12 protein-coding genes are annotated in these 13,550 nt (G+C 74.2%); 6 read left to right on the top strand and 6 right to left on the bottom strand.

The window, feature by feature from the left end; translation table 11 throughout:
* Positions 1–21 precede the first annotated feature (21 nt).
* Genes OG514_RS07590 through OG514_RS07575 form a run of 4 tightly spaced genes read right to left on the bottom strand, consistent with a single transcriptional unit; the run spans position 22 to position 4,939 of the window.
* Positions 22–1,386 carry an AAA domain-containing protein gene (locus OG514_RS07590; protein ID WP_266900777.1) on the bottom strand — a complete coding sequence of 455 codons (1,365 nt, stop codon included), beginning with the start codon at positions 1,384–1,386 and terminating at the stop codon, positions 22–24.
* A gap of 2 nt (positions 1,387–1,388) precedes the next feature.
* On the bottom strand, positions 1,389–2,978 hold the full coding sequence (locus tag OG514_RS07585; RefSeq protein WP_266892172.1) for a hypothetical protein: 1,590 nt from the start codon (positions 2,976–2,978) through the stop codon (positions 1,389–1,391).
* A 37-nt stretch (positions 2,979–3,015) separates the two neighbouring features.
* Positions 3,016–4,167 carry a hypothetical protein gene (locus tag OG514_RS07580; RefSeq protein ID WP_266892170.1) on the bottom strand — a complete coding sequence of 384 codons (1,152 nt, stop codon included), beginning with the start codon at positions 4,165–4,167 and terminating at the stop codon, positions 3,016–3,018.
* Positions 4,100–4,939 carry a phosphatase PAP2 family protein gene (locus tag OG514_RS07575; RefSeq protein WP_266892168.1) on the bottom strand — a complete coding sequence of 280 codons (840 nt, stop codon included), beginning with the start codon at positions 4,937–4,939 and terminating at the stop codon, positions 4,100–4,102. The genes OG514_RS07580 and OG514_RS07575 overlap by 68 nt, the downstream gene beginning before the upstream one ends.
* Positions 4,940–5,082: 143 nt before the next feature.
* Here OG514_RS07575 and OG514_RS07570 point away from each other — a divergent pair, with 143 nt between their 5' ends.
* A complete protein-coding gene (locus OG514_RS07570; protein WP_266892167.1) occupies positions 5,083–5,676 on the top strand; it encodes a histidine phosphatase family protein in 594 nt (197 codons plus the stop codon).
* 18 nt (positions 5,677–5,694) lie between these two features.
* Here the strand turns inward: OG514_RS07570 and OG514_RS07565 are convergent, their stop codons facing one another.
* Complete coding sequence (locus tag OG514_RS07565; RefSeq protein WP_266892165.1) at positions 5,695–6,981, bottom strand: tetratricopeptide repeat protein; 1,287 nt, start codon at positions 6,979–6,981, stop codon at positions 5,695–5,697.
* A gap of 225 nt (positions 6,982–7,206) precedes the next feature.
* On the opposite strand from OG514_RS07565, the gene OG514_RS07560 reads away from it, so the two are divergent.
* The gene (locus tag OG514_RS07560) at positions 7,207–7,680 is read left to right on the top strand and encodes a hypothetical protein (RefSeq protein ID WP_266892163.1); all 474 of its coding nucleotides are present in this window, start codon (positions 7,207–7,209) and stop codon (positions 7,678–7,680) included.
* 77 nt (positions 7,681–7,757) lie between these two features.
* Positions 7,758–8,624, top strand: a complete 867-nt coding sequence (locus tag OG514_RS07555) for a spermidine synthase (RefSeq protein ID WP_266892162.1) — start codon at positions 7,758–7,760, stop codon at positions 8,622–8,624.
* 34 nt (positions 8,625–8,658) lie between these two features.
* Here the strand turns inward: OG514_RS07555 and OG514_RS07550 are convergent, their stop codons facing one another.
* Positions 8,659–9,237 carry a hypothetical protein gene (locus tag OG514_RS07550; RefSeq protein ID WP_266892161.1) on the bottom strand — a complete coding sequence of 193 codons (579 nt, stop codon included), beginning with the start codon at positions 9,235–9,237 and terminating at the stop codon, positions 8,659–8,661.
* A 79-nt stretch (positions 9,238–9,316) separates the two neighbouring features.
* Between OG514_RS07550 and OG514_RS07545 the strand changes: the two genes are divergently transcribed.
* From OG514_RS07545 to OG514_RS07535, 3 genes are all read left to right on the top strand, one after another.
* A complete protein-coding gene (locus tag OG514_RS07545; RefSeq protein ID WP_266892159.1) occupies positions 9,317–10,018 on the top strand; it encodes a response regulator transcription factor in 702 nt (233 codons plus the stop codon).
* Complete coding sequence (locus OG514_RS07540; RefSeq protein WP_266892158.1) at positions 10,015–11,424, top strand: HAMP domain-containing sensor histidine kinase; 1,410 nt, start codon at positions 10,015–10,017, stop codon at positions 11,422–11,424. The genes OG514_RS07545 and OG514_RS07540 overlap by 4 nt, the downstream gene beginning before the upstream one ends.
* 307 nt (positions 11,425–11,731) lie before the next feature.
* A complete protein-coding gene (locus tag OG514_RS07535; RefSeq protein WP_266892156.1) occupies positions 11,732–13,267 on the top strand; it encodes a cellulose binding domain-containing protein in 1,536 nt (511 codons plus the stop codon).
* Positions 13,268–13,550 lie beyond the last annotated feature (283 nt).

The following is a 13,550-nucleotide window of genomic DNA, read 5'->3' as shown; positions in this document are numbered from 1 at the left end:
GGCCCTCGGGGGCGGGGAAGCTCAGGGCGTCCAGCTGACCTTGTGTTCCTCCAGGTGGGAGAGGACCGCGTGGTTCGCCTCCCAGCCGTCCGGGAAGGACACGGCGACGCCCAGCTGGACCGGCTCGGTCGACGGGTGGGCGTCGAGCAGGTCCGTCACGCCCGCCCGGCAGACCACGACGCACGCGTGCCGGTGCCGGGAGGCGAGCACGCACAGCCGGCCGGTCTCCAGATGGAAGGCCGTCGCGTCGGGGCGGCCGGACAGCGGGTGGAGGACGACGGTCACGTCGTACTCGCGTCCCTGGAGCCGGTTCGCGGTGTCCACCGTCACGCCCGTGACGCCCAGTTCGGCGAGGGCCGCCCGGATCGCCGCCGCCTGGTCGCGGTGGGCGGTGCCGACCGCGACCCGGTCGGGCGTCAGGGGTACGGGGGTCTCCGAGCGCTCCGAGACCGCCGCACCGCCCCGGTCGAGGAGCCGGCGCACCACCAGGGCGACCGCGCCGACCGCCTCCGGGTCGGTACGCGGGGTGTGCCGGGCGGGCAGTTCGAGCAGGCCCCAGCCCGACTCCGCCGCCTCGTCGAGGACCCGGTCGGGACCCGAACCGTCCGAGGCCACCCCGAAGGAGAGCTTCCGGTCCCCGTGCCCGGTGCCGCTGCGGAACGGCGTGAACGGGTAGAAGGCGTCCGAGACCAGCGGCGCCGCCGAGGCGGGCAGCCGCCAGGACACCGGCAGCCGGTGCTGCGGCAGCTCCGCGTTGTGCGCGAGCAGGGTGGAGACCGCGCTCGCCGAGGGGTCGTACGAGAGTCCCGCCCACTGCTCGGCGCCCACCACCGAGAACGGGTCCAGCTGCCCGGGGTCGCCCACGAACAGCGCCCGCTCGAAGAGCCCCGCCACGGCGAGCAGCGCGTCCGAGCGCATCTGGTACGCCTCGTCGACGATCGCGTGCGCCCACGGCTCGACGTTCTTCACGTGCGCCCACTTGGCGGCGGTGGAGAGGACGACCGGAAGACCGGCCAGCTCACCGGCCTTCGCCGACTTCCGTACGTTCTCCAGGTCGTTCAGCGCCTTGTCGTACGGGTCGCTGTCGTTCGAGTGCAGCCGGCCGACCTCCAGGTCCGGCTCCTTCTCGGCCAGCCGCAGGACCAGGTCGTCCACCTGCGCGTTCGTCTGGGCCACCACCATCAAGGGGCGCCCGGCCGCGGCCAGTTCGAGCGCGGCCCGCACCACGAGCGTCGACTTCCCGGCACCGGGCGGGGAGTCCACGACGACACCGCGCGAGGTGCCGTGGAGGGTGTCCGCCAGGATGTCGGCCGTCGCCCTGCCGGCTTCCGCCGAGGGATCGAAGGGCGACGAACCGTCCAAGGGCGGTGTCGACAGGTCGAACACGGTCACAGCACGTCCTCCGCGGTCACGGCGTCGGGCAGTTCCACGACGTCCGCCCGGGGCGGACCGCCGTGCGTCCAGGGCGTCTCCTCCGCCTCCGGCAGCTGCGGCCCGACCCGCTGGTCGTGCTCGAACAGCGTCCAGGCGATCCGCTCGCCCTTCTCCGGCACCGAACCCTCCGCGGGCTCCTTCGAACGACCCATCTTGTCGAGGAGCCGAAGCAGCAGCGCCCCGTCCTCCTCGTACCGCACGAACTCCGCCGACTGCGGCTTCCCGCCGAGCGAGCGGTACACCTTCACCTTCTCGCCCAGATGCGGCCGGTCCTCGGTGCGGACCGTGAGCAGCGGGCGCGGCGCGGGCCGCGTGGACTCCGTCCACGCCATCGTCACCTCGACCACCTCGCCCGTGAACGCCTCGCCCGACAGCCGCCGTCCGGCCAGGACCAGCGGATCGTCGAGGGCCTCCTGCGCCTCCAGCTGGCCCTGCGCCTGCTCGCGCGCGGCGAGCTTCCGGGCGGCCGTCACCGCGTCGTCCCGGCGCGGCTGCGGCGGCTCACCCGCGGTGACCCGGTCCCGGTGCGCGGTGAACGACCAGCGGTCGCGGGTCCAGCGGTCCTCGACCCTGGCGCCCTCGGGCAGCTCGCGCAGCAGGCCGATCGCCCGCCACACCGCGTCCCAGGTCGGCTTCATCTGCGAGACGACCAGCCGGCGCAGCTCCCGCTCGGACCGGTGCAGTTCGCCGAGTCCGCGCTCGGCCGCCTCGCCGTCCTCGGCGGCGCCGACGGCCTGCCGGGCCCGGTCGTACCGCTCGATCGCCGGCGCGAGGAGCCGGTTGTCGAAGGCGGGATCGGTGGCGGGACCGGCGGGCGGACACAGCAACTGCCCCTCGGAGTCCCGTCCGGCCTCGGCCCGCAGCGCCGCCTCGGCGCCCGGCTCACCGTCGCAGGGGTCGATCCACGCGAGCAGCGCGCCCAGGTGCTGGTCCTCCAGGGAGGACTGGCCGGTCGCCCAGTGCCGGTTGAGGAGATCGGTCGCCGACAGAAGCAGCGAGGATCCGGGCACCCGGGCCCGGTCGCCGAGGTGCGTGAGCCAGCGCCCGAGCAGCGGAACGCGCGGCGGCGCGGGGAACGGCGTCTCCGGGTCCTGCTCGGCGGTGCGCCGGAACCGCGTCGACCGCCCGAGCAGCCGTACGTACTCGATGCCCGCCCGGCTCGGCACGATCAGCTGTGGCGCGTCCGCGCACAGCTCGACCTCGACCTTCACCTTCTTGCCGGTCTCGGGGTCGACCTCGCTCTTCTCCGCCGCCTCGACGACGTCGGTGAAGGAGTCGATGTACGGCAGGACCTCCTCGGCGAGATCCGCGAGGAACGCGAACCGCAGGTCACGGTCCCGGGGCTGGGCCACCACCAGGAGCCGAGGCTCCTCCGGGTCGGTGCCGACGAGGGCGCCCAGCGGGGCGCCCGCCTCGCCGGCCGTGGTCAGCGGCACGAGGACGAGCGGCCGCTCGGAGACCCGCCGGTGCCGGACGGTGGCGAGGGGCTGCGCCCGGCCGGACTCGACGGCCTCCATCCGGGCGAGGGTGGAGATCAGCGACATACGAGGCCCTCCCGGGGCGCGGCGCAGGAAACGGGCGTCAGCAGGGGCATTCGACGTGCTCCCGCGGAGTACGGGCGGGCGCCGACTCCAGAGCTTCCTGGCGCAGCGCCCGCGCCCTGCGCAGCGCCGCCACCGCAGGGTCCTCCGGGTCGCCCGCCTCGCCGCGCGAGGCCGCGAGCACCGCGCCGACCGTCGTCAGGCCGCCCAGCTCACCCCGTACCGAACGGCCCAGGGTCTCCACCGCGTCGGCCTCCCGGGCCCGCGACCGGCAGTGGAAGGCGAGCTCGCAGGCGGCCAGGCACTCCGGCGCGTACTGATGGGGCACGCACTCCACGGCGGCCGTCAGTTCCTCCGGCGAGCGCTCCGCCACGTCGAAGCTGACGCCCTCGGGCAGGGCCGCCGCGATCTCGTCGATCCGGGTCAGCCGGTCGAGCTGGCGCCGGGTGACCGACCGCTGCTTGCGCACGTCGACGACCGAGGCCGTCGGCACGTTGGAGAAGTCCTTCGGGCAGACGAGGAGCACCGAATGGGCGACCCGGGCGCCCTCGGTCACCGCCGCCACCCGTTCGAGCGCGAGCACGTACACGGCGGACTGGCGGGCCGCCGCTCCCACCTTCGACGCGTCGGCCGCGCCGTCGATCATCGGGAAGGACTTGATCTCCACGACCGTCCATCCGCCGTCGGGACGGACCACCACCGCGTCGGGCTCCAGGTACACCGGGGAACCGGCCACCTCCAGGGCGAGCAGCGGGTGGTCGAGCAGGGTCCACACCCCGGCCCCGGTCGCCTCCCGCAGGGCGAGCGCCGTGCGTGCCACCCGCCCCTCGGGTCCGGCGGCCGCCAGCTCGGGCACGGACACCGTGCCCGGCTCGTCGACGCCGATCAGGCGCAGCAGCTCACGGCCACCGTCCGCCTTCACCTTCGCCTCGAAGGAGTTGCCCCGGACGATCGCGAACTGCGACTGCCCGAACGGGGCCGGTGAGCCGAGCTTCGCGGCCAGCGCGGACTTGTCGACCCCGGCGCCGTCGAGCAGGGCCCGGCGGCGGCAACCGGGATTGGCGGCCAGCGCGGCGAGGGCCCGCGCGTCCAGCGGACGCGGCGGAACGGCCGGCCCGCGCAGCTCAGCGAGAAGCTGCCGACGTGTCGTCTGCGGAGGTCGGGGCAGACCGCTGTCCAGGGATGCGCTCACCCGTGGAAGTCTCGCATCCGCCACTGACAACCGGGGGCGCTTCCGCCGTCCCGCGCACCCGCACGGCGAGTCGCAGCGCGTACGGGGTGAGCAGCAGACCGGCGCCCATCACCGCCGCACCGGCGACCGCGTCGAGCAGATAGTGATTGGCGGTACCCATCACCACGAGCGTGGTGAGCAGCGGATACGCCACCCCGAGGGCCTTCGCCGCGGGCGTCCGCCCGTACCGCCACAGCATCACCCCGCACCACAGCGCCCAGCCGACGTGGAGGCTGGGCATCGCCGCGTACTGGTTCGTCATGCCGCCGAGCCCGCGCGGCGCGCTGGCCTCGCCGCCCCACCAGCCGTACGCGCTGAACTGCGCCATCGTGTCGGTGAAGCCGTACACCGGGTCGAGCAGCCGGGGCGGGCAGGTGGGCAGCAGCGTGAAGCCGACCAGACCGAGCAGCGTGGACACCATCAGCCAGGTCCGGGCGGCCCGGTAGTGGGCGGGACGGCGGCGGAAGAGCCAGACCAGGACCGCCGGGGTGACGAGATAGTGCAGAGAGGCGTACGCGAAGTCCGCCGGTATCCCGAGCGCGGGCACGTCCGTGAACAGCCGGTTCAGCGGGCGCTCGACGTCGATCCCGAGCAGCTCCTGAAGACGCAGGATCGTCAGACCGTGCCCGACGGCCGAGGCCTCGTCGCCGCGCACGAGCAGCCGCCCGCAGGAGTAGGCCGCGTACACGAGACCGATCAGCGACAACTCGGCCCACCAGCGTGGCTTGCGCATCGAAAAGGTCCCCCCAGCCGGTGATCGTCCCGGGGAGGGGACGCCGGAAGCCGCCCGTGGGTTGCCCGGACGTCACCCCGAATCCACGTGGGCGATGATGGAGAGAGGCACGTCCGCACCGTGAACCCCTGGAGATCCTTCCCATGGCACCGCGCATCCTGCTCGCCCGGCACGGCCAGACCGAGTGGTCACTTCTCGGCCGGCACACCGGCAGGACCGACATCCCCCTCCTCGACGAGGGGCGGCGCGGCGCGAAGCTCCTCGGTGAGCGCCTGCACCGCGGCCCCTGGCAGGGACTGCCCGGCATGGAGGTGCGCACCAGCCCGCTGGTCCGCGCGAGCGAGACCTGCGAGCTCGCCGGTTTCGGCGAGCGGGCCGAGCCGTGGGACGCGCTGATGGAGTGGGACTACGGGGCGTACGAGGGGCTGACCCCGCCGCAGATCCAGGACATCCAGCCCGGCTGGTTCATCTGGCGCGACGGAGTCCGCGACGGGGAGACCATGGCGCAGCTCTCGGACCGCGCCGACGAGGTCGTGAACTGGGCCCGCTCCGCCGACCGTGACGTCCTGGTCTTCGCCCACGGGCACATCCTGCGCTCGATCGGCGCCCGCTGGCTCGGCGAGGACGTCTCCTTCGCCTCCCGCATCCGCCTCGACCCGACGAGCCTCTCGGTCCTCGGCTGGGCGTACGGCGCCCCGGCCGTCGAGCGCTGGAACGACACCGGGCACCTGGAGTAGGCAGGGCCCGGTCGGGGCTCAGTACGCGGCGAGGACCCGGCGCGTGTCGACGAGCATCCCGCGGATCCGGGCCGAGGCGATGCCCTCCAGGGACTCCACCACCCGCTTCGCCTCCGCCGTCGCCTCGTCCGGCCGGCCCGCGTGCGCCAGGTTCTTGGCGAGATGGGCGCGGTAGAGCGCCAGGTTCCGGGCGAAGTGCGGGTTCTGCAGGACCGTGGCCCGGTGGGCGTGCCGGGCCGCCCGGCCCCAGTCGCCGAGCGCCGACCAGCACTGGGCCTCCAGGGCCTCCCGCTCGGGCTCCCCGAAGAACGACATCCACTCGGGGTCGTCCTCCGTCGCGCCCCGGTCGAAGAAGCCGTGGGCGCGGCCGAGGGCCTGCTCGCAGGCCGAGCGGTCGCCGAGCCCGGCCCACGCGGCGGCCTCCCGCAGCGAGAGCAGGGAGAGCAGCCGGGCCGAGTCCAGCGGCTGCGCGGCCCGCAGGCCCGCCTGCGCCGCCCGGACCGCCTCGCGGAACCGGCCGGTGTCCCGGGCCAGGAAGGACGTGTTGCAGAAGGCGTGCGCCTCCAGGGCGGCGTTCCCCGACACGCGCGCGGTGGCGAGGGCCTCGGCGTAGTGCGAGCGCGCGTCGTCGTGCCGGCCCGAGTCGTGGGCCAGCCAGCCGACGGAGAGGGAGAGCTCGCCCGCGCCCGCGTGGAGCCGGTCCTCGGTGGAGCGCCGGGTCATGGTTCCGGTGTCGAGCAGCGCGTACGCGGCTCGGAGCGGCTGGGCGGCGACCTTGTAGAGCCCGTCGGCGCCGTGCCGGTCGTCGAGCAGACGGATCTGCCGTACGGCGTCCTCGACGGCCCGTACCTCGGCATCGCCGATCCGGTGGGTGCCTCGGGGGGCGGGGATCGCGACGGCGGGGCCGCCGAGTCCCAGCGAGGCGGCCGCCAGGGTGGCGGAGCCGCTCGTCATGAATGCGCGACGCAGCACGTCGCTCTCCTCATCGTTCCGGGTCGGGATCGCGGCGGGAGGCGGAGCCCCGGCCGCGACCGGCTGCCGCCGGCCGCGCACCGTCTCCCGCGCGGAGAAGCCCAGGTCGGAGAGGCCCAGACCGGGGAACATGTGCAGGAAGACCCGCTCGTACGCGTAGTTGGGGCAGCGGATCTCGCCCGCCTCCACGCGCCCGATGTAGCGGGCGTCGCACGCGACCTGTTCGCCGATCTCCCGCGCCGCCCGGCGGACCGCCGCGGCGAACTCCGCCGGCGAATGCTGTCCGCGGAGCCGGCGGAAGGCGAGATTGGGAACTGCCCGTGACATCGCCATGGCCGAGCCCTCTCCTGTGCTGCCGGGTGGTCCGGCAGCACAGGAACGTACCTGCTGTGACCGGATGCGTACGCAGCGTTTGGCTACAAATCGGATATCTCGCCTGTGATCTGCCATGAACTGCCATCCTTTGCGGCGGCATGCCGCCGTAGCCGTTGACGCGCACGGGCGTTGAACCGTAAGGGAGAGACGGAACGTGTCTCCTCAGGAGCGAGGAGGGGTCTCATGTCAGAGATCGGTTCGCAGTCGGCCACGTGGCACGCGCCCGCCCCGGACGCCTGCGCGTCCCATCCCCAGGCACCGGTTCCGGCCGGGCCCCAGCCCGCCGCCGAACCCTGGGACCTGGTGACCGTGCCGGTCCGGCAGGGCCTGGAGGCCGTCGACATCCTGCGGCGCGGCGCCGCCCCCGCCGTCGGCCCGGTCGTACACGACGGCACCTGCGACACCCTGGGCTTCCTCGTCCCGCCGGGCACCGCCGCCGCCTGGGACATGCCCGGCAGCGCCTGTACGCGGACCTCAGGGCGCGGCCTCCGCCTCCCCGAGCTGCCGGAGCTGCCCGAGCCCGCCGGGGACGCGCCCCGCCCCGCCGGCTGGCTGCTGCCCCCGGGCGACACCGACCCCGTCACCGACCCCGTCGTCCTGCGCGAGGCGCTCGGTGAGGCGGCCCGCCTCATCGAGGCGGCCGACGGCTGCCACTGAGGCCGCGGGCGGTCCGCGGAAGCCCCCGCACCGGCGCCGTCGGGCAGGTCCGTCGCGAATGCCCCGATAATGGGCCCGTGGCCAGGAACAAACAGCGCGACCGGGCGGCGTCCGCCGTCTCCGTCGTCGAGACCGTCGACGGCGGGCTCGCCGAACTCATACCCGACCGGGAGCGTCCGCGCGCCTGGACGCTGCTCATCGACGGCGCCCCGCAGTCCCATGTGGACCTCGACGACCCGGCCCGCCTCACCTTCGAGTACCAGCGGCGCCTCGGTCACATCGTCGACCTCGCCGCCCCGCCGAACCGGCCGCTCCAGGTCGTCCACCTCGGCGGCGGCGCCTTCACCCTCGCCCGGTACGTCGCCGCGACCCGGCCCCGCTCCACGCAGCAGATCGTGGAACTCGACGGGCCCCTCGTGCAGCTCGTACGCCGGGAACTGCCGCTCGACGCCGGGGCCCGCATCCGGGTCCGCTCCACCGACGCCCGCGCCGGGCTCGCCAAGGTCCAGGACGGCTGGGCCGACCTCGTCATCGCCGATGTGTTCAGCGGGGCCCGCACCCCGGCCCATCTGACCAGCACCGAGTTCCTCGCCGAGGTACGGCGGGTGCTGCGGCCCGGCGGCCTCTACGCGGCGAACCTGGCCGACGGCCCGCCGCTGACCCATCTGCGCGGCCAGATCGCCACGGCCGCCTCCGTCTTCCCCGAGCTGGCGCTGACCGCCGACCCGACGGTGCTGCGCGGGCGCCGCTTCGGCAACGCGGTGCTGCTCGCCTCCGAACGGGAGCTGCCGGTGGCCGAGCTGACCCGCCGGGTCGCCACCGACCCGCACCCGGGCCGGGTCGAACACGGGCGGGCGCTGGCCGACTTCGCCGGGGGAGCCGTGCCGGTCACCGACGCGAGCGCCAAGCCCTCACCCGTACCGCCGGCGTCCGTGTTCCGCTGATCGACAAGACGCCCCCTGGCACCGGACGGCCGGGTCAGGTGGCGCGGTCGTCGATCTCCACGCGGGGCGCCGTGTCGTGCCAGACGCAGAAGACGGACAGCTCCCGGCCGTTCGCGGTGAACGTGACCCGGATCCAGCTCGGCTGCTTCCACACCTGCATCTGCCAGCCGGAGGCCGGGGTCGCCGAGACCAGCTCGGCCGAGGTCTCGCCCAGGTCGAAGGTGACCCGGCCGCCGTCCACGGTGTAGCTCTTCACGTTCGAGTCCGTGGGGGGAGTGGTGACGGGGGGAGCCTGTGTCGTCGGATCCGCCTGCCGCGAGGGGGTCGCCGACGGGGTCGACGGGGTCGAACGGCCGCCGCTCGGCGTCGGCTTGCTCGTGACGGACGAGGAGGGCTCGACAGCGGTGGGCCGCCGGGTCGAGGAGGTCAGCGGATCGCTGCCGGCCGTGACCGGTTCGTCGGCGCTGCCGGCCGGGAGGGGCAGCGCGCGCGGGGGGTCGTACACCGTGCCGGACAGCACCGTGTGCACTCCCCACCAGGACAGGGTGACCGCCGCGCCGGTGGCGAGCGACCAGGCCAGGGCGTGAACGAGTCCTCTTCGCATCGGGGCCATACTGCACCACCCCCGGCGGACCCCCGCCGGAGGGTGGTCCTCTCCTGCACCTTCCCCCGAATGGCGTACGGTGCGGCCCATGGCAAGTGTGCTCGTGGTCGAGGACGACCAGTTCGTGCGCTCCGCCCTCATCCGCCAGCTTTCCGAGGCCTCCCACACGGTACGGAGCGTCGGTACGGCTCTGGAGGCGTTGCGCGAGGTCGCCCATTTCCGTTTCGACGTGGTCATCCTGGACCTCGGACTGCCCGACCTGGACGGGTCCGAGGCGCTCAAGATGCTGCGCGGAATCACCGACGTACCGGTGATCATCGCGACCGCCCGGGACGACGAGGCGGAGATCGTACGGCTCCTCCACGCCGGGGCCGACGACTACCTCGTGAAGCCCTTCTCGGTCGACCACCTCTCGGCCCGGATGGCCGCCGTACTGCGCCGGGCGCGGTCCACCGCCGGCGAGGCGCCGCCGTCCCGGGCGATCCAGGTCGGCGGGCTCACCGTCGACCCGCTGCGCCGTCAGGCGGAGCTCGACGGGGCGCCCCTGGACCTGACCCGGCGCGAGTTCGACCTGCTGGCCTTCCTCGCCGGGCGGCCCGGAGTGGTCGTCCCGCGCAAGGAGCTGCTCGCCGAGGTGTGGCAGCAGTCGTACGGGGACGACCAGACCATCGACGTGCATTTGTCATGGCTACGGCGGAAATTGGGTGAAACGGCCGCCCGGCCCCGCTATCTGCACACCCTGCGCGGGGTCGGCGTGAAGCTGGAGCCGCCCCGGGAGCCGCAGCCGTGAGATGGGCGCTCGTCAAGGTGTCGCTCGCCGTCACCGCCATGGTCGTCGTCGCCTTCGCCGTACCCCTCGGGCTGGTCGTCAAGGAGATGGCCCGCGACCGGGCCTTCTCCAACGCCGAACGGAGGGCCGCCGGCCTCGCCCCCGTCCTCGCCATCACCACCGACCGCGACGAGCTCGACAAGGCCGTCGCCACCACCGAGGACGGGTCCGTCGGGCGGCTCGCCGTCCACGTGCCCGCCGCCGAACCCGGCGACATCGCCCTGGAGATCGGCACCCGGCGGGCCGGCGAGGAGGAGCTCGCCGCCACCCGCCGGCTCGGCCGGGCCTCCATCGCCGAGGTCCCGGGCGGCTTCGTGCTGCTCCAGCCCACCGCGCTCAGCAGCGGCAAGGTCGCCGTCGTCGAACTCTTCGTCCCCGAGGGCGAGGTGTCCAACGGCGTCGCCACCGCGTGGCTGGTCCTCGCCGGCGTCGGCATCGCCCTGATCGTCGGCTCCGTCGCCGTCGCCGACCGGCTCGGCATCCGGATGGTCCAGCCCGCGCAGCGGCTCGCGGGCGCCGCCCATGACCTCGGCGAGGGCAGGCTCGGCGCACGCGTCCCCGAGGAGGGCCCGCCCGAACTCAAGTCGGCTGCCGTCGCGTTCAACTCCATGGCCGACCAGGTCGTCCAACTCCTCGCCAACGAACGGGAACTGGCCGCCGACCTCTCCCACCGGCTGCGCACCCCGCTCACCGTGCTCCGCCTCAACGCGGCCTCGCTGGGCTCGGGGCCCGCCGCCGAGCAGACCCGCGCGGCCGTCGAGCAGCTGGAGCGCGAGGTCGACACCATCATCCGTACGGCCCGGGACGCGAAGCCGCAGACCCAGGCCACCGGCCCGGGCGCGGGCTGCGACGCCGCCGAAGTGGTCCGCGAGCGCATGGAGTTCTGGTCGGCGCTCGCCGAGGACGAGGGCCGCCGGGTCCGCGTCGCGGGCGTCGAGCGCCCGGTCCGCATCCCCGTCGCCCGCCCCGAACTCGTCGCCGCGCTCGACGCCCTGCTCGGCAACGTCTTCCGGCACACCCCGGAGGGCACGGCCTTCTCCATCGACGTCCACAACGGCGACGACGCCGTCATCGTCCTCGTCTCCGACGCGGGCCCCGGCATCGCCGACCCCGCCGCCGCGCTCGCCCGCGGCAACAGCGGGGCCAGGGACGGCTCCACGGGCCTCGGCCTGGACATCGTGCGACGGATGGCGGAGGTCACCGGCGGCGACGTCCGCATCGGGCACTCGGTGCTCGGCGGCACGGAGGTCAGGATCTGGATCGGCCTCGACGGACGCCGTACGGGCAGCGCCGGGGGGCGCCGGGGCCACCGTCCGGCCCGCCGCCGACGGGGCGGCACGGGTACTCGCCGGGCCGCCGAAGGCTGAGCCGACCGACACCGGTCCGCCCCGCCGCCGATGAGGCGGCCCGACACCGGTCCGCCCCGCCGCCGACGGGGTAGCACCGACACCCGTCCGCCTCGCCGCCGACGGGGCGGCACGGGTACCCGCCGGGCCGCCGAAGGGCTGAGGCGGCACCCGCCCGGCCCTCAACCTTTCGTGGTTCCGATGCCTTCCTTAAGCGGAGCCTAAGGATCCCCGCCCGCGTCCCCGGACGCCCTTTTGTCCGTCTTCCGGTCGCTAGCGTGCTGCCGCACCCCCTCCCCACCCCCCAGTACGCAGAGGCAGGCACGCGATGGGCACCAGTTCGCACCGGCGCAGGGCGAGCACCAGGACCAAGGTCGTCGGAGCGGTGGTCGCCGCCGCGGTCGTCGGCGGCGCCGCGTTCGCGCTCACGGGAACGGCCCAGGCCGCCGCGGTCGGCGCCGCCTACACCAGGACCAGCTCCTGGACCGGCGGCTACACCGGCCAGTACGTCGTCACCAACGAGACCTCCGCCGCCCAGTCCGACTGGACCCTGGAGTTCGACCTCCCGGCCGGGACGACCATCGGCTCCCTCTGGAACGGCGAGCACACCGTCTCCGGCAGCCACGTCACCGTGAAGCCGGCGAGCTGGAACAAGCAGCTCGCGCCCGGCCAGTCCGTCACCGTCGGCTTCGTCACCTCCGCCGCCGGACAGGCCGGCGACCCCGCCAACTGCCTGATCAACAAGGCGACCTGCTCCGCCGGAGGCACCGCGCCCACCCCCAGCGGCCGCCCCACCGACCAGCCCACCGCCACCGCCTCCCCCTCGGCGACCGCCACCACGAGCCCGAAGCCGACCGCCACGGCCACCACGAGCCCCAAGCCGACGGCCACCGCCACCACCACGGCGCCCCCGACCCCCACCGCCACCCCCACCCCGACGCCCACGGCGACCGCGACCGGCGCTCCCGTCACCGCCGCAAAGTACGCCCCGTACGTCGACACCTCGCTCTACCCGACGTACGACCTGCTCGCGACCGCCGACGCCACCGGTGTGAAGGAGTTCAACCTCGCCTTCATCACCTCCGGCGGCTCCTGCGCCCCGCTGTGGGGCGGGGTCACCGACCTGGCGAGCGACAAGGTCGCCGCCCAGATAGGCGCCCTGCGCGCCAAGGGGGGTGACGTCCGGGTCTCCTTCGGCGGCGCCGCCGGTCACGAGCTGGCCCTGAACTGCTCCTCGTCCTCGGCGCTGGCCGCCGCGTACGGCAAGGTCATCGACCAGTACAAGCTGACCAAGGTCGACTTCGACGTCGAGGGCGCGGCCCTGCCGGACACCGCCGCCAACACCCGCCGCTCGCAGGCGATCGCCCAGCTGCAGAAGTCCCACCCCGGCCTGAACGTCTCCTTCACCCTGCCGGTCATGCCCGAGGGCCTGACCCAGCCGGGCGTCGACCTGCTCGCCGACGCCAAGCGGAACGGGGTCCGCATCGACGCCGTCAACATCATGGCGATGGACTACGGGCCGGCGTACAGCGCCGACATGGGCACGTACGCGATCCAGGCCGCGACCGCGACCCAGGCGCAGATCAAGGGTGTCCTCGGGCTCTCCGACGCCGCCGCCTGGAAGGCCGTCGCCGTCACCCCGATGATCGGCGTCAACGACGTCGCGAGCGAGATCTTCAAGGTCGACGACGCCACCCAGCTCGTCGACTTCGCGAAGTCGAAGGGCATCGGCTGGCTCTCGATGTGGTCCTCGACCCGGGACAAGCAGTGCGCGGCCGGCGCGGTGAACTATGCGGACGCCACCTGCTCCTCGATCCTCCAGCAGCCGCTGGCCTTCACGAAGGCCTTCGCCGCCTACAAGTAGCGACCCCCGGACCCCCGAGTCCCCCCACACCGCGCGCCCCGGCCGGAGCCACCCCACCTCCCGGCCGGGGCGCGCACCCCTGTGCGCGTCGGCCGTCAGGCCCGGGAGACCCGCCACTCCTCCGCGTGGTCGTCGAAGACCGCCCGCGGACGGTGGCCGGTCATCCATGCGAGACCCCCTCGTCGCGGCACACCCGACCCCGCCCGCATCGAACGTCTTCGACGATCCCCGGACCTTGACCGTGTTCTGACGGCACCTCAATAGTGGGAGCGCTCCCATTCAA

Source organism: Streptomyces sp. NBC_00572, assembly GCF_026341815.1.
Classification (GTDB): domain Bacteria; phylum Actinomycetota; class Actinomycetes; order Streptomycetales; family Streptomycetaceae; genus Streptomyces.
Note: the sequence above shows the minus strand (reverse complement) of the source record. Positions and strands in the feature narration are given on the sequence as shown.

Excerpts from the sequence above, each read along its gene's own strand:
- OG514_RS07585 (WP_266892172.1), bottom strand. The coding sequence starts at position 2,978 with ATGTCGCTGATCTCCACCCTCGCCCGGATGGAGGCCGTCGAGTCCGGC.
- OG514_RS07535 (WP_266892156.1), top strand. The coding sequence starts at position 11,732 with ATGGGCACCAGTTCGCACCGGCGCAGGGCGAGCACCAGGACCAAGGTC.
- OG514_RS07575 (WP_266892168.1), bottom strand. The coding sequence starts at position 4,939 with ATGCGCAAGCCACGCTGGTGGGCCGAGTTGTCGCTGATCGGTCTCGTG.
- OG514_RS07565 (WP_266892165.1), bottom strand. The coding sequence starts at position 6,981 with ATGGCGATGTCACGGGCAGTTCCCAATCTCGCCTTCCGCCGGCTCCGC.
- OG514_RS07560 (WP_266892163.1), top strand. The coding sequence starts at position 7,207 with ATGTCAGAGATCGGTTCGCAGTCGGCCACGTGGCACGCGCCCGCCCCG.
- OG514_RS07545 (WP_266892159.1), top strand. The coding sequence starts at position 9,317 with ATGGCAAGTGTGCTCGTGGTCGAGGACGACCAGTTCGTGCGCTCCGCC.
- OG514_RS07570 (WP_266892167.1), top strand. The coding sequence starts at position 5,083 with ATGGCACCGCGCATCCTGCTCGCCCGGCACGGCCAGACCGAGTGGTCA.
- OG514_RS07550 (WP_266892161.1), bottom strand. The coding sequence starts at position 9,237 with ATGGCCCCGATGCGAAGAGGACTCGTTCACGCCCTGGCCTGGTCGCTC.